The 22,802-nt window shown below is 35.7% G+C and carries 14 protein-coding genes, 1 tRNA gene and 1 pseudogene; 5 read left to right on the top strand and 11 right to left on the bottom strand.

The features are described from left to right. Positions 1-30: 30 nt before the first annotated feature. The 4 genes from treP to gltB form a co-directional block, all read right to left on the bottom strand. Positions 31-1,458, bottom strand: a complete 1,428-nt coding sequence (gene treP, locus L987_RS13190; protein WP_047505354.1) for a PTS system trehalose-specific EIIBC component — start codon at positions 1,456-1,458, stop codon at positions 31-33. A 371-nt stretch (positions 1,459-1,829) separates the two neighbouring features. Then, positions 1,830-1,922: transfer RNA gene (locus L987_RS13185), tRNA-Ser, on the bottom strand. A gap of 56 nt (positions 1,923-1,978) precedes the next feature. Then, positions 1,979-3,442 carry a glutamate synthase subunit beta gene (locus tag L987_RS13180; RefSeq protein ID WP_002484230.1) on the bottom strand — a complete coding sequence of 488 codons (1,464 nt, stop codon included), beginning with the start codon at positions 3,440-3,442 and terminating at the stop codon, positions 1,979-1,981. 20 nt (positions 3,443-3,462) lie between these two features. Further along, complete coding sequence (gltB, locus tag L987_RS13175; RefSeq protein WP_047505349.1) at positions 3,463-7,965, bottom strand: glutamate synthase large subunit; 4,503 nt, start codon at positions 7,963-7,965, stop codon at positions 3,463-3,465. 137 nt (positions 7,966-8,102) lie between these two features. On the opposite strand from gltB, the gene gltC reads away from it, so the two are divergent. The 3 genes from gltC (at position 8,103) to L987_RS13160 (ending at position 10,951) form a co-directional block, all read left to right on the top strand. Then, positions 8,103-8,990: a glutamate biosynthesis transcriptional regulator GltC gene (gene gltC / locus L987_RS13170; RefSeq protein ID WP_011303888.1), complete on the top strand. Its 888-nt coding sequence runs from the start codon at positions 8,103-8,105 to the stop codon at positions 8,988-8,990. A 78-nt stretch (positions 8,991-9,068) separates the two neighbouring features. Next, entirely contained in the window at positions 9,069-10,184 is a 1,116-nt protein-coding gene (locus tag L987_RS13165) for a YibE/F family protein (protein WP_047505346.1), read from the top strand. Next, complete coding sequence (locus tag L987_RS13160) at positions 10,181-10,951, top strand: YibE/F family protein (protein WP_002484235.1); 771 nt, start codon at positions 10,181-10,183, stop codon at positions 10,949-10,951. The genes L987_RS13165 and L987_RS13160 overlap by 4 nt, the downstream gene beginning before the upstream one ends. A 184-nt stretch (positions 10,952-11,135) precedes the next feature. Here L987_RS13160 and L987_RS13155 read toward each other — a convergent pair whose 3' ends face one another. Both L987_RS13155 and L987_RS13150 read right to left on the bottom strand, forming a co-directional pair. Beyond that, on the bottom strand, positions 11,136-12,380 hold the full coding sequence (locus tag L987_RS13155; protein WP_011303890.1) for an ammonium transporter: 1,245 nt from the start codon (positions 12,378-12,380) through the stop codon (positions 11,136-11,138). Between the two features lie 110 nt (positions 12,381-12,490). Next, the gene (locus L987_RS13150) at positions 12,491-13,372 is read right to left on the bottom strand and encodes a GNAT family N-acetyltransferase (protein WP_047505343.1); all 882 of its coding nucleotides are present in this window, start codon (positions 13,370-13,372) and stop codon (positions 12,491-12,493) included. Positions 13,373-13,573: 201 nt separating this feature from the next. On the opposite strand from L987_RS13150, the gene L987_RS13145 reads away from it, so the two are divergent. Then, complete coding sequence (locus L987_RS13145) at positions 13,574-13,852, top strand: hypothetical protein (protein ID WP_002484239.1); 279 nt, start codon at positions 13,574-13,576, stop codon at positions 13,850-13,852. A gap of 93 nt (positions 13,853-13,945) precedes the next feature. Here L987_RS13145 and L987_RS13140 read toward each other — a convergent pair whose 3' ends face one another. Both L987_RS13140 and L987_RS13135 read right to left on the bottom strand, forming a co-directional pair. After that, complete coding sequence (locus L987_RS13140) at positions 13,946-14,929, bottom strand: LysM peptidoglycan-binding domain-containing protein (protein ID WP_011303892.1); 984 nt, start codon at positions 14,927-14,929, stop codon at positions 13,946-13,948. A 163-nt stretch (positions 14,930-15,092) separates the two neighbouring features. Next, positions 15,093-15,872, bottom strand: a complete 780-nt coding sequence (locus tag L987_RS13135) for an arylamine N-acetyltransferase family protein (RefSeq protein ID WP_047505340.1) — start codon at positions 15,870-15,872, stop codon at positions 15,093-15,095. A gap of 310 nt (positions 15,873-16,182) precedes the next feature. On the opposite strand from L987_RS13135, the gene ilvD reads away from it, so the two are divergent. Further along, a complete protein-coding gene (ilvD, locus tag L987_RS13130; RefSeq protein WP_011303894.1) occupies positions 16,183-17,877 on the top strand; it encodes a dihydroxy-acid dehydratase in 1,695 nt (564 codons plus the stop codon). Positions 17,878-18,432: 555 nt separating this feature from the next. Here ilvD and L987_RS13125 read toward each other — a convergent pair. The 3 genes and pseudogenes from L987_RS13125 to L987_RS13115 form a co-directional block, all read right to left on the bottom strand. Continuing rightward, the gene (locus L987_RS13125; protein WP_047505337.1) at positions 18,433-18,984 is read right to left on the bottom strand and encodes a GNAT family N-acetyltransferase; all 552 of its coding nucleotides are present in this window, start codon (positions 18,982-18,984) and stop codon (positions 18,433-18,435) included. Between the two features lie 337 nt (positions 18,985-19,321). Then, positions 19,322-20,983: pseudogene (gene lip / locus L987_RS13120) on the bottom strand (YSIRK-targeted triacylglycerol lipase). A 337-nt stretch (positions 20,984-21,320) separates the two neighbouring features. Further along, a complete protein-coding gene (locus L987_RS13115; RefSeq protein WP_173020189.1) occupies positions 21,321-22,652 on the bottom strand; it encodes a sodium-dependent transporter in 1,332 nt (443 codons plus the stop codon). Positions 22,653-22,802 lie beyond the last annotated feature (150 nt).

Here is a 22,802-nt window from a genome sequence, read left to right as displayed (position 1 = left end):
AGTTTAATTGTACTTCTCTGTCGTTGACGCCTATTCTTCAACCATTTCTTTCGCTTCTTCTTTACTAAATCTTGATAGGAATACTGTTAATATGGCAGGAACTACAAATGCTATAGCTGTCACTACTAAATATACTCCCCAGTATTCACTTTTTATTGAAATAAATGCTGGAAGACCACCAACACCAACACTACCTAGCACACGCGTCGCACCTAATACTGCACCTAAGATACAAGAAGTTGTAATCGCGGCGATAAATGGATATTTCAGTGGTAAATTCACCCCAAATAGTGCAGGTTCTGTGACACCTAAGAAACCTGAAACGCCTGAAGTCATTGCTAAACCTTGTTCTTTGACCATTTTACGTCTTCTATAAACGAACCAAGCACCAAATGCTGCAGAACCTTGGCAGATATTAGAAATTGCAAGAATTGGCCACAGATATGTGCCACCAAGCTGACTACCCATTAATTGGAAATCAACTGCTAAGAACATATGGTGTAAACCAGTAATAACTAATGGTGCATAGAACAAACCATAGATGGCACCACCTAACCAACCAGCATGTTCAAACACAAATGTTACGCCATTTGTGATGCCAGTACCTAGCCATAACGCAACAGGACCAATAACAATAAATGCTAAGAACCCTGTAATCAATAGTGCTACAGGTCCAACGACCAACATTTTAATTGAATCATGCACAAATTTATTTAAGAATTTTTCAATCTGCGCTAATACATATGCAGCAAGCAAGATCGGTAATACCTGTCCTTGATAGTTTAATTGCTTAATTTCTAAACCAAGTATATCCCAGGTTGGAATATGACCTTTCGCTATATCGTATTGTGATACAAGCTGTGGATTCATTAAAATCAAGCCTAAAACCAAACCGAGAATTTGACTCCCACCAAACACACGCATACTACTCCAACCGATTAACGCGGGTAAGAATATGAACGCTGTACTTGCAATGACATTAATAATATTCGAAATATCACCTAGCTGCGGAAATTGTTCTACCAGTGGCTTTGGACCAAATAACCCTTCCATCGTCAGTAAGTTATTAATCCCCATCAGTAAACCAGCAGTTACGATTGCAGGTAAAATCGGTATAAAGATATCTCCCAATAACTTAATCAACCTTTGAATCGGATTTCCTTTCTTCGCCGCTGCCGCTTTTGCATCATCCTTAGATGCTTCACTGACACCTGTTTCTTGGATGAATTGCTTGTAAACTTCATCTACTGTGCCAGGTCCAATAACGATTTGGTATTGGTTGTCTGCTTTAAATTGTCCTTTCACTAAATCATTATTGCTCAATCTATCTTTATCTACTTTATCATCATCTTTCAAGACCAGTCTTAGACGTGTCACACAATGTGTTGCTGTGTCCAAGTTGTCTTTGCCCCCAATAGCTTCGACGATATCTTGTACATCTTTCTTTTTAACAGCCATGATGATTCACTCCCTTATAATTAAACTTTAGATATTACTAGAAGTATAACTTGTCTATACAAGTTTTGTAAAGGTTTTCATAAAAGGGGGGGGTTGCTCGTCGACTACAGGGCTACAATCTAAATATTTAAAACCACCTATAACAATGAGTTGGCGTTATTAGGGGGCTCAAATTATAGATGGTTACATCATAATCATGTACTTCTTTGATAAATTTACGGAAATGACCTTACATCTTTTTTCTATATAAAAGTACTTAGCCTAACTTAAATTTCGAATATGTAGAAAAGCGCATTAAAAAAGCAAGCATCCAAATTTTTCATTGAATACTTGCTTTATCTATATCATTAGTCTTGGTATTTTAAATATAATGGCGGAGGAAGAGGGATTCGAACCCCCGCGGGCCGTTAAGCCCCTGTTGGTTTTCAAGACCAATCCCTTCAGCCGGACTTGGGTATTCCTCCAAACACAATATTTATAATATTATAGTCCATGACAAAAGTCAATTAAAATCATTACCTTATACTAATGTTTTTTCTTTTAAATATTCATCCACTGCATTTGCGACAGCTCTTCCTTCTTGAATAGCCCATACCACAAGACTTTGACCTCTTCTAGCGTCTCCAGCAGCAAAAATGTTCGGTTGATTGGTTCTAAAATCTTTGTTGTCAGCTACAATTTTGTTTCTTTCTGTTTGAATATTAAAAGCATGCGGTACTGTTGTTTCTGTACCTATGAAACCAATCGATAACAATACTAGATCTGCAGGCCAATGGCGTTCTGTTCCATCTACGACCACCATGCCTTCGTCTGTTTCTTCCAGAATTTGAGTATAAACACCTTTCACATTACCAATACGGTCAACATCATAACGCATCGTTTGCACACCATAAGCACGCGGCTCAAATCCAAAGCGCTGTTCATATTCTTTATGCGCGTAATCCATTTTGAATACTGGCATTGCTAATGGCCAATAGGTATTTTCATCAAATTCAATCGCTTCAGGTTGTTTCGTATACTTATTAAATTGGACGATAGACTTACAGTTTTCACGAAGTGCTGTTGCAACACAATCGGCTCCCGTGTCTCCCGCTCCAATAACGACCACATTTTTACCTTCTGCAGAAATCGTTGGTTCCTTGATTTCACCATTCAAATACTGACCTTGCTCCGTCAAATAATCCATCGCAAAATGTATGCCGAATCCCATACGCCCTTCTAATGGTAAATCTCTCGCATTTTGAGATCCTGTACATAAGATGATTGCGTCATGTTTCTCTTCTAATGCTTCTCTACTCACGTCGACACCAATCTCTGTATCTGTTTCAAATCGGATGCCCGAAGCTTCCATAATAGATATTCTACGACGCACGACATCTTTATCTAATTTCATATTAGGTATGCCATACATCAGTAGACCGCCCGCTTCATGCGCACGTTCATATACCGTTACATGATAACCTAATTTATTAAGTTCTTCTGCTGCCGTTAATCCTGCTGGGCCACTACCAACGATGGCTACAGACTCATCTTTACGTTGTTCTGGCACAATTGGTTTAACCCAACCGTTTTCATATGCTTCATCAATAATCGTTCTTTCAATACCTTTAATAGCTACTGATTCACGATTTATTTTCATAACACATGATTGTTCACATGGCGCTGGGCATACTCTACCTGTAAATTCTGGAAAATTATTCGTTTCACTTAATCGCTCATATGCCGTCTTAAAATCTTGTCTATAAACTAAATCATTCCATTCAGGTATATAGTTACCGATAGGACAACCAATCGTTTCTCTGCCAAATGGTTCACCTGTCTGACAAAATGGCGTACCACAATCCATACAACGTGCACCTTGTTGTGCAGCTTCGTCTTTTGTAAACCTTTGCTGGAATGCGTCATGATTTTTCAAACGATCAACTAAAGATAATTCGTGTAATTGTTGTTTGTCATAATTCATAAATCCTTTAAATTCACCCATGACAATCCCTCCTTTACGATTTAATATACGGCTGTTTTTTGTTGTTCTGACATTAAGTGCGTACGCTTATCATTAAAGGCATTTAATAAAGCTTCATCCAAAGCATCCGTCTGTTGTTTTTGCAAATCTATCTTTTGCATCATTAATTTATAATCTTTTGGTATCACTTTTACTACCTTATCTGCAATATGATCAAAATCTGCTAATATCTCTTTCGCTTTAGTACTGTCGGTATATTTAACGTGTGCTTCTAACATATCTTTGACGACGTTGCGTTCTTCATCTACTGTTATCGCATCAAAGTCTAAACTCTCAAGTTGATTCTGCGCTTTAAATTGCGCTACATCAGATGGAAAAACATAACTAACGCCACCACTCATACCTTGACCAAAGTTTTTACCTACGTCTCCTAATATAATGATTCTGCCTCCAGTCATGTATTCAAGACCGTGATCTCCGATACCTTCCACGACGGCTTGGACACCACTATTACGAATACAGAAACGCTCGCCAGCTTTACCATTAATAAAAGCTTTACCGTGAGATGCGCCATAAAAACAAACATTACCTACGATAATTTCATTTTCACGTTGTTGATTAGGTGCTTTAACAATTACTTTTCCGCCCGATAAGCCTTTTCCAACATAGTCATTAGCATCACCTGTATGATGAATTGTCAGTCCGCTTGGTGTATACGCAGCTAAACTTTGACCTGCATGACCCGTCGTTTGTGCATATATCGTGTCTTCACTCAATCCTTCTGCTCCATGCGCTCTTGTAATCATACTGCCAGTAATAACACCCACATCACGCTGTTCATTGTTTAAGCGATATTGACCTTCGAATGATTGGCCAGATCTTATCGCTGTTTGTGCATCAGGATACAATTCAGTTAAGTCAAATCCTATATCTAAATGATGATTTTGTTCAATCTTCTTATATCTATCTCCATCATGTTGATACAATAATGCTTCAACATTCATAGATGCAGCTTTAGGTTGACGCGTTGCAAGATTGGTTTTACGCGTTAACAAATCCGTTCTACCTACTAATTCATCCACTGTTCTCAATCCTAGTTCCGCAAGAATCTCTCTCAATTCTTCAGCAACAAAATGCATAAAATTCACAACGTGATCCGCTCTACCATTAAATAGTGCGCGTAGGTCTTTATTTTGTGTTGCAATACCAACCGGACATGTATCTTTATGACAAACACGCATCATGATGCATCCTAAAACAACCAATGGTGCAGTCGCAAAGCCAAATTCTTCAGCGCCTAACGCACAAGCGTAGGCTACGTCTTTGCCAGTGAGTAACTTACCATCTGTTTCTACCTTCACACGTGATCTCAAGTCATTCATCATCAATGTTTGATGCGTTTCAGCTAATCCAATCTCCCATGGCACGCCTGCATGTTGAATACTCGTCTTCGGTGATGCCCCTGTACCACCATCGTAACCACTAATAACAATTTTATCAGCATAGGCTTTTGCTACGCCCGCTGCAATGGTACCAACACCTGTTTTAGATACGAGCTTAACTGTTATATTGGCATCTTTATTGGCATTTTTTAAATCGTGTATTAACTGTGCTAAGTCTTCTATCGAATAAATATCATGATGCGGCGGTGGTGATATCAAGCCAATACCTGGTGTTGAGCCCCTTACTTCAGCTATCCATGGATATACTTTGGTTCCTGGTAATTGTCCGCCTTCCCCTGGTTTAGCGCCTTGCGCAACTTTAATTTGTATTTCTTTTGCGTGTTGCAAGTAGTCACTTGTCACACCAAAACGACCGGATGCCACTTGTTTAATCGCACTTGAACGATTACGTCCTTCTTCATCAACTATAAAGCGCTCTGGATTTTCTCCGCCTTCACCGCTATTACTTTTACCACCCATTTGATTCATTGCTTCTGCTAATGTTTGGTGGGCTTCTTCAGAAATAGAACCATAGCTCATTGCACCTGTATTAAAACGTTGAACAATTGCACTTGCAGGTTCTACTTCACTGATATCGATTGGTGTTTGCGATGATTTAAATGTCATCAAGTGACGAATATGATCCGTACGCTTATGATTAACTTCGTTTGAAAATGCTTTGAATTTTTCATAATCATTCAATCGACACGCATGTTGCAATAAATGAATAGATGTAGGGTTAAAAGCATGGCGTTGACCTTGCTTACGCCATTGGAATGTACTCCCCGATTCAATGTACTCACTTTTTGGTGTCTGTCTAGATTTATTCTCTTTATCAATCATCTCAAGTGATATGCCAGATAATTTTGTTTGCGTTCCAGTGAAATATCTTTCAACAACCTCATCTGATAATCCAACTGCTTCAAAGATTTGTGCCCCTTGATAACTTTGAACTGTTGAAATACCCATTTTAGCCATTACTTTAATTACACCTTCAGACAATGTATCTGTATAAGTTTGAACATTTTCAGAAATATCCCCTTCTAAACGTTCATTTTGCACTAATTCTTCAATTGTTCGTTGCGCTAAATATGGCACAACCGCATTAGCACCATAACCTAGCAAACAAGCAATGTGATGAACCTCTCTTGCTTCGCCCGACAAAGCAACAATACTTGTTCGCATACGCAATCCTTCTTTGATCAACAATTGGTGAACATGGCTCACAGCTAATAATATCGGCATCGCGTAACCTTTTTCTGAAACTAAAACACTATCATCGAGAACTAAAATTTCTTCTCCACGTTTTACTGCTTGAATAGCTTTATTACCAAGTACATCTAGCGCGTCTTCTAAATCATCATGATATACCGTTGATAAACGCGCGACATTAAATCGGCTTTCTTCAATGACATTTAACTGCGCTTCCGTCATGACAGGGCGTTTTAATTGAATACGATTTAACGCATCTTCACTCGGTTGTAACAAATTCCCCTCGCTACCTAAATAAGACAACTCACTCGTTACAATCTTTTCACGATAAGCATCAATAGGAGGATTAGTAACTTGTGCAAATAATTGTTTGAAATAATTAAAGAGTGATTCATCCTGTTCATTTAATGCTGCTATCGGCACATCATAACCCATCGCACCAATAGGATCTTTCTTACTTTCAACCAATTCTGTAAGATATTTATCTATTTCTTCTTTGGTATAGACAAATTGTTTTTGCATACGTGTTAATGTTGCTTCATTCCAAGAAGATGGTTGATAAGACACATGCTCTAAATTCAAATCAACTTTAAATTGACTCAACCAACTCTCATATGGATGTTCATCTGCAATACGTGCTTTTAATTCATTATTTTCAACCACTTTATGTGCATTAAAATCAACTAATAGTAATTTTCCTGGGTTTAATTGGCCTTTAAATGCAACATTGTCTTCTGGTACATCTACTACACCTACTTCTGATGAAAAGACAATATAATTATCTTTAGTAATGGTATAGCGACCTGGTCTCAAACCATTTCTATCTGTTAGCGCACCAATCTTATCGCCGTTACAGAATGAAATCATCGTCGGTCCATCCCATGGTTCCATCAAATAACTATAGAATTCATAAAACGCACGTACATTAGCGTTGTTTGCTTTATTGTATAACCAAGGTTCTGGAATCATCAGCATTGCCGCTCGCTCTGGTTCCATAGCTAAAGATAAAAATTCTAATGCATTATCAACAATTGCAGAATCACTACCATCTTCATCTACAATATCTTTGACTTTATCCTTATCTTCACCAAAAATGGTAGCTATAAGCTCATTCTGTCTTGCACGCATCCAGTTTACATTACCTTTAATTGTATTAATTTCACCGTTATGCATTAACAATCGATTAGGATGTGCACGTTTCCAACTCGGGAAAGTATTTGTACTAAAACGAGAATGAACCAGACCTAGTTTTGACACGAAATCTTCATGATTCAAATCTTCATATAATGCGTTAATTTGATCTGAACGCAACCAACCTTTATATACAATTGTTCTATGCGATAAACTCGTGAAATACAAATCCAATTGTTGTTGATTTGCGTAATTTTCAATTTGTTTTCTCGCTAAAAATAATGTGCGCTCTATATGTGAAGTATCATTTAACGCAACAAATACTTGCTGAATATACGGCATTGTTTCTGCTACATGTGCTGCAATCGCGTTAATATCTACAGGCACTTCTCTATAGCCAAGCACAGTTAGACCTTCCGCTTCAAAATGCGCGTTAAACTGCGCTTCATGTTGAGAACCTTTAATTTTTTCGTTTGTAAAAAACATACCTACTGCATATTGACCTTCTTCAGGTATATCAAAATCAAGGTGTCGTGAAAAATATGCATATGGTACTTCGGTCATGATGCCTGCACCATCACCTGTGACACCATCAGCACCTATACCACCACGATGATCTAATCTACGTAACATTTCTAATGATTTTTCCACGATATCATGACTTCTTTTATTATCCATATTGGCGTAAAATCCTATACCACAAGCGTCATGTTCCTCGCGACTATCATATAACCCCAATTTCTCTTTATACTCGACCATGATCTTCACCTCTTTTACGAAAATTCTGAAAATTAAATAAGTAAGTAAACTATATAGCAGTTGATTAATCTGTTCAATATATAAAATAGATGATATCATTCTAATTATTAGAACGATTGTTGAAAAGAGGGTTATACATGGAAATTAAACAATTGAAATATTTTATAGAAGTTGCAAAAAGAGAACATTTATCAGAAGCAGCATTAGAATTAAATATTGCACAATCAGCAATCAGTCGCCAAATTGCTCATCTTGAAAATGAACTCCAAGTTACCCTATTCAAAAGAGAAGGTCGAAATATTTATTTAACAGATGAAGGAAAACAGTTTTTCTCTGAAGCAACCAAAATTATCGACCAACTTGATGAAACAATCCGTCTGTTCCACAATCAATCAGAGTCAAATCACTTCATTATAAGAATCGGCTATGTTGAATGTTATATTTCTCAAGTACTCACTTTATTGATACAAGCATTTGAAAACAACAGTGATTCTATTATTGAACCTATTCTAATGAAAGAAAGCGAAATATTGAACGCTCTGATTACAAACCAAATCGATATCGCCTTTATGGATTTAACACAAAAAATCAAACAAAATACATCATTAAAAATAAATCCGTTATTTGAAGAAAATTTTCATATCTACGTCCCTAAAGATGATCCAATTACTATGGCAACGAATCCACCTTTAATACAATTTTCAAACAAATCGATTTATGAACTCTATGCTTTGCCACCGCACATCAAACAAACATTAGCTAATGTCGTAGAAACGCCTATTCGCACTGTAACTAGTACACAGTTAGCTCAATACTTATTAAATAAAGGTCGAGGCTATATCATCGCACCATCTTATCAACTCTTAGATAAAAATCCCCAAAAATGGATAGATATCTCATTAGAACACACAGAGTTAAAACGGACCATATGTAGCATCATTCGTCGTGATAATAGAAAAAATGATATTCAACTCATGTTATCTACGATTGACCAGTTATTAAGTCGTAGCGCCACATATCATTAAATACTTTTCATAAATCTTTGAATTCAGTTCTCGATGCGCGTATAATCGCATTGTCTATAAAGAGAGGACTGAATTTATTTGAAGTCTGTTAAAACATTATTAACACGCCCCTTCAATTGGGTTGTACTTACCTTTTGCATTATTTTTGTTGGATTATTCATATTCACTTTTTTTAATGCTAAGTTTTATGACACACCGATTGGGCAAATTACACAAATAAACAATACTCAATCAACACAAGTGTCAGATGAACATCACAACAAAGATACTAAGCATAAAGAAACATTACATATTCATATTTTAAATGGTAAATTCGAAGGTAAAACAACTACAATCACACATGAATATACCGAGTCACAAGCAGACAGTGAAGCATTTTCAAAAAATGATAAAGTCTTATTGCACGTTGACAAAAATCTCAGCACCGCCTATATAACGGAAAAGAAACGCGATAGTTTAGTCGTTGCGATAACTGGTATATTTTTATTAACCGTGTTACTAGTAGGTAAAAAAATAGGTTTACAATCGATTCTATCTCTTGCGCTCAATACATGTATTGTATTATTAGCGATTTATATTCATAATCAATCGCCAAATATCAGTCTGTTCGGCCTAATGAGCATCGCCATCTTCATTTCTACGACATTAACGCTAGTCCTCGTCACAGGCTGGCAATGGCGGACACTCATCACCATTATCAGCACTTTACTTGGCACATTCTTATGCGTAGGTATTACGCAATGCATCATTCAAATAACTGATGGCTCTGGTTTAAAATTCGAAACTATGAGTTTTCTAACCTTGCCACCAAAGGAAGTATTCTTAGCTTCTGTCATGATTGGTTCACTAGGCGCTGTCATGGATGTTGCTATTACAATTGCCAGTGGTATGGCTGAAATTCTACGTCGTACACCTGATATCAGTATGAGACGTTGGGCACTTGCAGGATGTAACATCGGACAAGACATTATGGGAACAATGACAAATATATTACTATTTTCATATTTATCCGGAAGTTTGCCTATGCTCCTAATTTACTTAAAAAATGCAAACACCATTACGTATACAATTTCTATGAATTGGTCATTGGAAATTTCCCGGGCAATCACGGGTGGTATTGGCATTGTCTTAACAATTCCCATCACCATTCTATTGATGCAAGTTTGGTTTAAATTGCGAGGTGTTAAATCATGAGTGCGATAACATTATTAGGTCTCATATTATTTATATTAATGTTGATCTTTGGTGGGAAAAAGGGATTGATTTCTTATCTGACACTGTTTTTAAATTTTGTCATTTTATTTATTTCAATTATACTCATCATATTCGGTGTGCCTATTTATCTAGTTACACTTATATTCTGCATTGTTATTGCAGCCTGTAATTTGTTTGTACTAAATAGCTATAATACAAAAACAAAAGCTGCATTTTACGCTACAATCGTTACGACAGTCATATTAATCGCAGCTATATATTTATCCGTTTCAATCGGACATTTACAAGGGTTTACAACCGAACAACAGGACGAAACTTATATCTTTTCTATGAATATCGGTATAGATATGGTGAAATTTATGGTATTTACCATCGTACTTGCCGTGATCGCCGCTGTTATTGATTTAGCTATTACAATCAGTTCTCCAATGTATGAATTAAGCGAAACAAATCCTAATTTAACACAAAAAGAATTATTTCATTCAGGTATGCGGGTCGGTCGTGAAATATTAGCAACATCAGCCAATACGATATATCTCGCTTATTTCGGTGGTCAATTGACATTGTTTTTCTGGTTTTTCAAGCTTAACTATTCCTTTGGGCACATTATAAATTCTAAAATTTTCGCACAAGAATTCATTTCTATTATTCTTGGCGGTATCGCAGTTGCTATAAGCATCCCAATTACTGCATGGTTAACAGCATTATTAATCAAAAATCAAAAAGCACCAGACACCCATCGTTAATTTTAAGGACAGCGTATCCACAGTTCTTCTTTGTATTGTTTCAAAGCATCATCCTACCTCATATTATGTTGCGCTGTGGATGTAATCATAGATGTCATAAATTGTATGTTCAGTGCTGCCATCTCATAACTAACTAAAAACCAGTCTGAAACATCAACGATTGTTTCAGACTGGTTTTTTATATTTATTTACGTCTATTTAATTTATTTAATTCGCCACTAAAATAAGCGCGCTCCCCATGTACAACATAATCCAAGCCTTGTGCCTCTTCTTCTGTATCTGTCCCTAGTTCACTAAATTGGGCAATCACTTTCGCAATAATAAAAGTCATGATCCCACTAAATACAATGGTAATAGCTACAGCTATCAACTGATTGATTACGGGCATCATACCTCCGCCTAATAAAAGCCCATTTACCACATCGCCATTAATATGATGTGACTGAAATACACCAGTTAAAAGTGCACCGACCACCCCCCCTACACCGTGTATGCCAAATGCATCTAAGGCATCATTATAATGTAATTTCCCTTTAATGTAATTAATGACGAAGTAACAACACACACCGCCTATAAGCGCAATCACCACAGCACTCATATATCCTACGAAACCGGCAGCTGGTGTAATAGCAACTAATCCTGCAAGCATGCCCGACAACATACCTATCAAACTCGTCGTTTTCTTCATGCAATACTCTATCATTGACCAACCTAAGGCACCTGCACTCGCTGCGAGCACTGTATTCACAAATGAAATCATCGCTATTTTATTAAACGACAATGCGCTCCCTACATTAAATCCATACCACCCAATCCAAACGAAAATTGCGCCAATAAGTGTAATAATAAGGTTATGTGGCGGTCTTTTATCAAAGTTTTTCCCTGCACCAATCATAATTGCTAAGACCAAACCAGATATACCAGACGTTATATGCACAACTGTTCCACCTGCATAATCAATCGCACCTAATTGATCAATCCAACCTCCACCCCATACCCAATGTGCAACAGGACTGTATACACAGATAACCCATAAAAACACAAAAATTAAATAAGGTATAAACTTCATTTTTTCAGCTATTGATCCTGATAAAATTGAAACTGCAATGGTACAGAACATCAACTGAAATAGCATAAACAGCGCTAAAGGTATATGCGGTGAAATTGCTGATTGTGTACTAAAACCAACATGAGCTAAACCTATATATGTAAAATCTCCAAAAAATGAATTCCCAGATCCAAAACTAAAGCTAAATCCAAATAACATCCATGCAAACGTTACTATAACAATTGCCGACATACTTTGCATGACTGTATTCAATACGTTTTTAGATTGAACCAATCCCCCATAAAACAAACTTAACCCCGGTGTCATTAACCACACTAGTAACGTACAAAGAAACAAAAATAATGTATCATTCATATTCATAGCACTCACTCCTTTATACCGGAGCATAAACCCATTCCATATGAATAGCAAAAATGCGTCAGGAAAAATAACACTTTATGTTACCTTTTCTAACGCATTCCATATCATAACTATTTAATTGTCCGCCTTAAAATATAAACAGATCGACCTTCTAAAGTAGATGTTCCCGCATTTTCATAATTGGCCTGTTTATACAATGCTTGTGCTACGATATTGTCATTATTAACAGTGAGATAAATTTCATCTATATCTGGAAATTGTTTACTCAAGTAGCCTGGCAGTGCATCCATTACTTTTTTAGCGTAACCTTTCCCACGTTGGTTTTTATCAATGCTAAATGACCTAAAAAATATTGCGACTTTATTTGTAGTATATGGCGCCACGCCTTGCCCCTCATGTAAAGTAAAAAAGCCAACACATTGGTGCTTATGATTATAAATTAGCGTAGGATGCCTTTCACTATCATGCGCTGCGAGTTTGATATTTTCAACAGGTGTCTTAGTGAATTGACGATCGGAAATATCTAACGCTATATGCTTCACATCACTTATTAATTTCTCAGTATAGGGAACAAGCTCAACGAAAGATATCTCTCGTTCTATATTTTTAAAATGTTGCTGTTCTTCTATCCATGTAATAACGGCAGGCGCAATTTTATGTTCATCCTTTTTATCTATCCATTGTAAATCAGTGATTTCTTGACTTGGTACCAAGGTAGACCAATCTATATCTGCCGTCGTATAAAAACAATTGAGTTCTGTTTTCATATTTTTTTGTGGGTAGGCTTCGCCAACAACGGTATGCATATAAATTAAAGATGACTCAGGTATATCTAATTGTAGTTCTTCATTTAATTCTCTTTGTAACGCTTGTTTATACGTCTCTCCTATATCAATCTTGCCGCCTGGAAAATAATACTTTTCTCTATTCCTTGACTGAACAAGCAATAATTTCTCTTGTTCTTCAATTACTAAACACACACATTTAATCATTACTCAACACCCCACAGCATCAATTTCCGTTCCATACTAACTTTATATTAATGAATCAAACTGGTTTTATACTATCAACGCTTATGTTATCATATTTTATTATCCATACACATTAAATTTCAGACAATCTTAATTGAATGTATATTAATGGTATAATACGAAACAAGATAACTATTTTCAAAAATGGAGGCTTTACGATAAATGGCTAAAAAAACTAAAATAAATCGCATTTCTAACACACTTAATTTTGTAGGCATTGCTGTAGAAGGCTTTAATTGGTATGCCTATCAATCAAGAAATAAAAAATTAATTTACGCAAGCATTGCCATCACTAGTGTTGGGGCTGTATTAGACTTTTATACAGCTTTAAAATCACCACGTAAATTCGCAAAAGTATTTTCAACTTTCACACTTGCGAGCACACTATTTTCAACAGTAAAACGCTTAAAATCTGTTCGTAAAGGTGAAGTAAGTATCTAGTCACCAACAAACCAACCCAAGTTCTATTTAAAAAAACTCGAATCACAATATGGACATCCATACTATGCTTCGAGTCTTTTTTTTAATTTATTATTAATGAATATATACATAAGAACTTACTTGTGAAGCAGGAATTGTTCTATAAGTCACAATACCTGGTGATGCACTATAGTTCATTTCAGAAATCGTTATACTACCGTTAGCATTTACAGATTCTACAAACGCTACATGACCATAATAGCCCATATCAGATTGTAAGATAGAACCAACAGTCGCTTTGCGGTCTATTGTATAACCATCCGCTGCAGCAGCTGTATCCCAGTTATTGGCATTCCACCAATATGTACTAATTCCTTTACCAATTTGGGCACGTTTATTGAATACATGCCACGTACATTGACCCCAGTCATATAAATTTGAATGATTAAAGACAGGTGTCTTATACCCAGCAGATCCAGTAGAACTTGATCCTGAACCACCTGTAGATGCTTTACCTGATACTTTTAATTTTTGACCTGGATAAATATTAAAGTTAGTTAAACCATTTAAACTCATGATTTTTTGATACGTTGTGCCATATTTTGCAGCAATCGCTGATAATGAGTCACCCGATTTAACTGTATAGGTTGTTGTGCTGCCACTACTTGTGTTCCCTGAAGTATTTGAGCTACTTGAAGACGCTGCACCTGATACTTTTAATTTTTGTCCCGGATAAATATTAAAATTTGATAAACCATTTAGGCTCATAATTTTTTGATACGTTGTGCCATATTTTGCAGCAATCCCTGATAAAGTGTCACCCGATTTAACCGTGTATGTTGATCCCGTAGATGTATTTGACGATGTACTAGAACTTGTTGAACCAGATACTTTCAACGATTGATTCGGAAAAATAACGTTTGACGTTAAATTATTAAGCGACTTTAACTTAGCCACTGACATATTATATTTATTCGCTATTGACCATAATGAATCGCCGCTCTTAACTTTATAAGTTGTTGCAGCATCTGCGTTTGTCCAAGTAACTGCAGCTAATGCGCTTGTCCCGATTACAGTTGCAATAATTTTTTTACGCAATTTATGTAAACCTCCCAAATATTCTCTTTTTTCGCTTCATCTCTATACTCACCTGTTTATTATACACCCTCGACCTGTAAATGAGTATATTAATTATATGACATTATCATTACAAAAGAGAACAACTCGGTTGCGTTCAAATTAAACCGCAAACAACAAAGATTTATTCAAAAGGTCGTAATTTTATATTTTCTATACCAAAATATGCTTTTAATAGTGTCTGATAATTACTTTGTGTTACAGGAATTTTTTCTTTTTCACCATGATCCGTAATCGTTAAATGATTATTAGATAATGTTACGCGTCCATACAACTTTGCTTTACTAACAATTAATTTTTTTACAAATATAGAATGCGCATCATACTGATTAAAATGAATCGCTTCATCGAAATCCATGATTGCTTGCGCTTTGTCAATCGCGCGATATTGAATTTCCCAAGCCTCATCTTTATATTTGCTCATATCAATCGTTTGCGTATCAATCCACGACGCTTGAAAATATCCATTCACATCCTCAATCACTTCCGGTTCATTTTTTAATGGCATCGCTTGTTTAGGTACATCGGCATAACCCACATCTACTAAATATTTTTCTTGATTTATTTGTACAATTAATGCCATATGAGAACCGGCCATGGCCCACCCATTACCCGTATTGATTGTTGCTGATATCATATAAGCATCAAACCCTTTGGACGTTATCCAACTATGGAACAAACGATTCTGTTCGTAACAATAACCACCTCTGTGCTCTGAAACAATTTTATAAATCATCGCCTCATCGTCTAAAGCAATCGGTTGTTTATTTTGCACATTGATATTTTCAAAAGGTACATTAATAACATATTGATATATATAATGATTTAGTGTTGTTAAATCATTGTCACGATAATTTTCTGTATTAATATTTAAGTAATCTTCTAATGGTTTAAAATCGGTCATTGTCTTCACCCTTTTTAAATTTAAAATACTCCCTAATACAATTCATTTTAATAAATTTTGCTAGACTAATACAATTTATCTACATTACACATTTATCGATTTTTTCAATTTTTATTATTTGCAAATAACAAAAACGGGTAAGACAATACATATATGTATTGATAGATTTGACACTAGACTAATAAATAGATACGGTGTATATTCGATGTTTTTAAAGTTGTTATAGCTTAACAATTCAATTTTTCTGATTTTTCAAACTTTTAAATTCATATTTCAATATCTATCAAACTATTTTAATGGGGGTAATTATTTGACTAAAGAACACAGCGAACAACAAAAAGATTTACGTATTCGCAGCAAAGTAATTAGTGAAGGTGTCAGTCGTACACCCAATCGAGCTTATTTACGGGCGCTCGGCTTTGAAGATGAAGATTTTCAAAAACCAATGATTGGTGTTGCAAGTACTTGGAGTGAAGTCACGCCATGTAATATGCATATTGATGGTTTAGCTCGTGCTTCAAAACAAGGCATTAGTGAGGCAGGTGCTTCGCCACTTATTTTCAATACCATTACAGTATCAGATGGTATTTCAATGGGAACAGACGGTATGCGCTTCTCTTTACCAAGTCGTGAAATTATCGCGGATTCTATAGAATCAGTTGTCAGTGCTGAAAATTTAGATGCACTTGTCGCTATTGGTGGTTGTGACAAAAACATGCCGGGATGTATGATTGGTATCGCTCGTCTTAATTTACCAGCTGTCTTTGTTTATGGCGGCACAATATTGCCTGGGAAATTGGATGGTAAAGATTTAGATGCTGTTTCTGCCTTTGAAGGCGTCGGACAGTATAATAATGGCGAAATAGATAAAGAGGCACTTCACAAAGTAGAATGTGCCGCTTGTCCAGGGGCCGGTGCTTGTGGTGGTATGTTCACTGCCAATACGATGTCATCTGCTATTGAGGCCATGGGCATGAGTTTACCAGGAAGTGCTTCGCATCCAGCAGTTTCTACAAATAAATCCAAAGACAGCAGAGCAGCAGGTAAAGCCGTTTATAAACTATTAGAAAAAGGCATCTATCCAAAAGATATTATGACTAAAGAAGCATTTGAAAATGCAATTACTGTAGTCATGGCACTTGGAGGATCTACCAATGCAATTTTACATTTACTTGCTATTGCACATACAATCGAAGTCGATTTAACACTTGATGATTTCGAAAAAATTCGTAAGCGTGTCCCACATATCGCTGACTTGAGACCAAGTGGTAAATATGTCATGGCACATCTTGATGAAGTCGGTGGTATTCCAGCAGTTATGAAATTATTACATGACAAAGGCTTAATCCATGGAGATTGCTTGACCGTAACTGGCAAGACTGTTGCTGAAAACCTTGAACAACAACCTGACCTAACCGATAATAAATCTATCATTGATTTTGACAATCCAAAACATGCTACTGGACCGCTTGTTATCTTGAAAGGAAATCTTGCCCCAGAAGGCGCCGTTGCAAAAATCTCAGGTCTGAGCGTAACTTATATCAAAGGACCCGCACGCGTATTTGATTCCGAATCTAAGGCTACCAAAGCCATCTTAAATGACGAAATCAAACCAGGTGACGTGGTCGTTATTCGATATGCTGGCCCTAAAGGTGCACCTGGCATGCCTGAAATGCTATCTGCATCATCCATTCTTGTTGGTAAGGGATTAGGTGAATCTGTAGCGTTACTCACAGATGGCCGTTTCTCTGGCGGTTCTCATGGTCTTGTTATCGGACACGCAGCGCCAGAATCACAAGTTGGCGGTCCGATGGCATTATTAGAAGAAAACGACACGATTACCATTGACGCAGAAAAACTTGAAATTAGTTTTGATGTATCAGACGAAGAACTTGAGCGTCGTAACAAACAATGGCAAGCACCACCTTTAAAAGCCAATCGAGGTACGCTAGCTAAGTATGCTAAGCTTGTGTCATCCGCTTCAAAAGGAGCTATCACAGACTAAATTTTCTTTATAGGCAAGTAGCAGCGTAATGTCGCTTGTTATTAATAGTTATTTCTAGCACTAGAACCACATTTGAAACATGACTAAACGATTTTAATATCATGTTCTAGTTATACTAGCAATCTATTTCATGAACTTGTGTTTTACATTTAAAAAAACAGCTAACTGCTGTGTATATGAATGAATAGGCCGAAACTTCTAATGAAGTTTCGGCCTATTCATTTTGCTCAAAAATAAAACAATTCCATTCAAGACACTTTAGCATGCGCAATTGTTTTTATTTTTCCTCGCTATACCATTTGCGAATGCTTTTTTACCACTTAGGTATCACTCAACACAATTGAGCGCAATTATATTAAAGTAAGGGTAACAAAACAAAGCGAGGTGAGTTACATGAGCTTTATCATTGATATCATCAAAAAAATCGTTGGTTTATTCACAGGTAAATAATTTTTAAAAATTATTTGATGGGTTTGGGACATAAATAGTTGTCTCAAGCCCCTTTTTTATTAGAGCATAGGTGCAAGCGCTGACTCCTTTTTAACCTTTTCCATGTTAATCATTTACGTTTGCCCATTCTTCACACAGTATGCCCATTTTAATCGCATCATATAATTGGCCTTCTACAATTCTTGCTTGGCGAATACAAGCTTCTTCTTTCATACCTACCCTCATTGCAAGTTTTATCATCCGTTTATTACCAGACCAAGTGGAAATACCAAGTCGATGTACAAAGTTCTGTTCAAATAAATAATCTACCCACAATTTAAATACTTCAGAACCAATACCACTTTCCCAAAACTTTGTATCATAGATGACAATACCTATTTCTAACCAATTTGTATTTTTATCCACCCAGTACGATCCAACTGTACCTATAAATTGACCATCAGCCATAATAGCTAACGTACTTTCTACACTTGGATAAATGTAACGCCCTTGTTTCGTTCGCTCAAAAAATGTAGATTTATCTATTTTGGGTTCATTAATATACGGTCCATTCCATTTTTTAGCTGCTTGTAGCTTTTCTTCATACTTCCAATAATAAATTTCATCAATTATAGCATCGTTTATGACTGCTAATTCACCTTTTGAAAATGGAATCATTGAAACGCCTCCCAACTATTAGTACATATTATACGCATGATCATTTAATAAATATACTTTCATCCATAAAAAAGCTCTTCCTAAAAAGTTTACACATATTGCGTGCCTACTTTAAGAAAGAGCTTGTGATATATAGCTTAAATACGATTTTACTTAATAAGCTTTACGTGAATAGCTAACTTACGTTTAGATGTTCAAATCATCTTAGCGAACTGATATCATATTTTACTATTTTATTAAAAGAATAAAGATTTTATTACTCTGAAGAAAGAACCTAATAAATCGAATAAGTCACCTGACATCATCATAACCTCCTTCGCAAAATTTATCGCACAAATTATGCATCAAATTGTTCGTTACGTACTAAATCATCGGCTAAACCATGCCAAAACTGTTGTAGTTCTTCTGTTGGATGGCTATAATCCGTTGCATCTTGGCCAACGAAATCTACATGATCCCAACCATGTTTGATAGGTGTTACTTGCCATATACCTTTTTGAATTTGATCTGTTGCTTCTGTATATGCCTGATTAAATGGATGTTGTGCTGAAATTGTAGAAATCAGACCATCATTTTCACGCCATTCTTTTTCTGCTGCTTTCCCAATCACATTACCTGTAACAGTGAACGGGAAAAACATGCCGATATCAGATTTTTGCTTACCTAATAATGTCGGTCTTGTAGATTCACCAGTATAGGTTTTATATACAATATTAGGATTTAGGGACGTTTTTTTATTTAACTTTTCTGCGCCTTCACGTGTTAAATCATAGAAACCATTATCTTGCGTTGTCCAAAGTGCACTATTTTGTACACGTTGTACATATTTAACATATGATTCGCCTTCTCTTTGTTTAAGTCCCCATTGTCCAAATCTAAAATCTACTTTAGAGTTTTTATTACCTTTGAATTTCGCATAATCAAGGGCCAACTGTCTTACAAAGGCATCATTACCCAATTTATCTGCGGCAATTGTACCATTATGTGGCGTACCTAAAGTCGTAATAGAATTAATCATATTGTCATTCGTACCTTGATATAATGGTGAAATTTCACCACCATGCGCTTTTTGATATTCTATTTCTTCTTTGTTGCCGTTACGCAACAGTTCTTCTAATTGTCTTACCGTTTGTCCACCCATACTATGCGCTACTAGATGTACTTTTTGTCCTGGCTGCCAATCTTTATACACACCTTCATATGTTTTTCCGTAACGGTCATGTCCATATTTTTCAGCATGTGCTGCACCATAGTCCACAGTACCACCTTTTATGTATTAATAAAGTTCAACAGCACGGTCATAGTTACTGCTTAATACACCTATACTTGCTTCATATGTTTCATATCCATTACTTTCTAAGTCTTGGCGAATATCCAATTTGTCGCCACCCCAGTAATGCGATAAAACAGATGGATTAATAACATCTGTGAAACCATTAAAGCCATGAACCAAAATGATTGGGTCTTGTTTTTTATACTGTCCTTGTTTAGCAGTTTTATTTGGTTGTTCAGCTGTTTTGTTAACAGCTTGCTCTTGTTGCGCTTTATCTTTTGCATTGTATTCCGGATCTACTTAGTCTGCTTGTTCTTGTTGCGCTTTATCTTTTGCGTTGTATTCTGGATCTACTTCATCTGCATGCTCTTGTTGCACTTTATCTTTTGCGTTGTATTCCGGATCTACTGTATTTTTATTATCAATTGTTTTTGTTTGATCGGATTGTTGTTCAGTATGTAAGCTTGCATTATTCGTATTTTTTTCATCATTCGCTTGTGTATGATCATTTTCAACCGGTATTGCTGATGTTTCATTCACTAATTTTTCTTGTTTATCATTCCCCAATTGATTCCCATTCAATTGTTGTACCTTTGTTTCAGTATGATGGTCTTCTTCAGCAGCCTGAGCTGTCCCTACACCTAAAAATAGTAATGAACCTATTAAAATTGAAGAAGCGCCGAAAGTAAATTTACGTATACTGTACTTGTTTTGTCTTTTATCCATATTCAACACCTCTTGGTTAATGATTTTATACACATTCAAATAAAACTATATGAAAAGATTAACGATAAAACGTGGTATCAGTTCAAAAAACTTACCAATTAAAGCTTTCATACGACTCAACTCCTTTAAAAGAAAACGCTTACATCATTTCCGAAAATTTTTATTTATCAAAAGAATAATTTAAGACATTAAGTCCATACATCGTATCTAAAAAATTAAAACTTTTAATAAATAATTTAATTAGATTTTACTAAATAACTGCTATCAAGCCAACGATAGAGTGCAATTTAATTTTGCGCAATCAAAAAAGCACTCGCCAAATAACGACGAGTACATTTTAGATAAATTGAGCAATAAATATTAGTACGATGATGACCGGTAAAATAAATTTCACTAGATAATACCACGGCATAAATAATTTAAATTTATCTTTTCCAAAATGGGCTTTTAAATCATCTTTGTTTAGCACTTGTCCTACCACTAACGTTGTCCCTAATGCACCTAAAGGCATTAATATGTTAATAACTAAAAAATCCATATTATCAAATATTGAACCTGCGCCAAATTGAATACCACTTAAACTACTAAATGACAATGTAGCAGGTATACTAATCATAAACACTAATAAACTAGCATAAAAAGCAACAGGTTTACGTTTTGAATTATCATTTTTAGTAAAGTTTGAGACGTTTAATTCAAGTAATGATATAGAAGAAGTCAGTGCTGCAAACAAGAATAAAATTAGAAAAATTAAATAGAATCCTTGTCCAAAAGCCATCTGATCAAATACTTTGGGTAATACTTTGAATAATAAGCCAGGACCTTCAGTTGGACTGTAACCAAATGCAGCGATTGCTGGGAATATCGCCATTCCTGCTAATACCGACACCAAAATGTTCATAGCAACAATTGAAACTGCAGAAGTCTTAATAGTCATTTCTTTCGAAGCATAACTGGCATAAGTAATCATGCCCGTTGTTCCTAAAGATAAAGTGAAGAATGATTGTCCAAGTGCAAATAAGACACCTTCCATGGATATATCTTCTAAACGTGGTTCTAAGATAAACTTCAAGCCTTCCATTGAACCCTCTAAAGAAAGTGATTTAATCACAATCACAATTAAAAAGATAAACAGTAATGGCATCATAAATTTAGACGCTTTCTCTAAGCCTTTTTCGACACCCATCATAACAATAATCATTGTTAATAAAATGAAGATACCTTGACCTGTAATGGTTAACCAAGGATTTCCTATAATCGTCTCAAATGCTATACTTCCTAATTGATCATTACTAAAAGTTAATATTTGAAACGCTACATTGATGATATATATAACGATCCAGCCACCAATGACACTATAAAAACCAAATAATATAAATACTGCTAAATTACCGTTCCAGCCAATGACATTAAGCCAACGCTTTTTCGTTAATTTTTCATATATTTTAGTTGTGTAGGTTCTCCCCATTTTACCTACAGTAAATTCCATTATAAGTAGTGGCAATCCTACAAATATCGTAAATACTAGAAACATTAGTAAAAACGCACCACCACCATATATGCCAGCCATATATGGGAATTTCCACATAGCTCCTAGTCCGATAGCAGAGCCAGCACTTGCTAAAATAAATCCTGTCGAGGATTTCCATTGTGATTGTTTATTCATTATTTTTACATCCTTTATATTTTACAAAGCTTTATTGCGTTAAAGCGTTCGCGTGACATAGCATCTACTATAACATTTTTTTATGACTGACTCAATATATTTTTACACATGATTTCCTTATTAAAACCATGACACCAGTCATAGCAAACTATA

It is taken from the genome of Staphylococcus sp. ZWU0021 (assembly GCF_000798895.1).
Classification (GTDB): Bacteria; Bacillota; Bacilli; order Staphylococcales; family Staphylococcaceae; genus Staphylococcus; species Staphylococcus saprophyticus.
The sequence above is the reverse complement of the archived record's forward strand: the minus strand, read 5'-3'. Positions and strand labels throughout refer to the sequence as shown.

Excerpts from the sequence above, each read along its gene's own strand:
- L987_RS13125 (WP_047505337.1), bottom strand. The coding sequence starts at position 18,984 with ATGATTCCATTTTCAAAAGGTGAATTAGCAGTCATAAACGATGCTATA.
- L987_RS13155 (WP_011303890.1), bottom strand. The coding sequence starts at position 12,380 with ATGAATATGAATGATACATTATTTTTGTTTCTTTGTACGTTACTAGTG.
- gltB (WP_047505349.1), bottom strand. The coding sequence starts at position 7,965 with ATGGTCGAGTATAAAGAGAAATTGGGGTTATATGATAGTCGCGAGGAA.
- L987_RS13145 (WP_002484239.1), top strand. The coding sequence starts at position 13,574 with ATGGCTAAAAAAACTAAAATAAATCGCATTTCTAACACACTTAATTTT.
- L987_RS13160 (WP_002484235.1), top strand. The coding sequence starts at position 10,181 with ATGAGTGCGATAACATTATTAGGTCTCATATTATTTATATTAATGTTG.
- L987_RS13180 (WP_002484230.1), bottom strand. The coding sequence starts at position 3,442 with ATGGGTGAATTTAAAGGATTTATGAATTATGACAAACAACAATTACAC.
- L987_RS13150 (WP_047505343.1), bottom strand. The coding sequence starts at position 13,372 with ATGATTAAATGTGTGTGTTTAGTAATTGAAGAACAAGAGAAATTATTG.
- L987_RS13135 (WP_047505340.1), bottom strand. The coding sequence starts at position 15,872 with ATGACCGATTTTAAACCATTAGAAGATTACTTAAATATTAATACAGAA.
- treP (WP_047505354.1), bottom strand. The coding sequence starts at position 1,458 with ATGGCTGTTAAAAAGAAAGATGTACAAGATATCGTCGAAGCTATTGGG.
- gltC (WP_011303888.1), top strand. The coding sequence starts at position 8,103 with ATGGAAATTAAACAATTGAAATATTTTATAGAAGTTGCAAAAAGAGAA.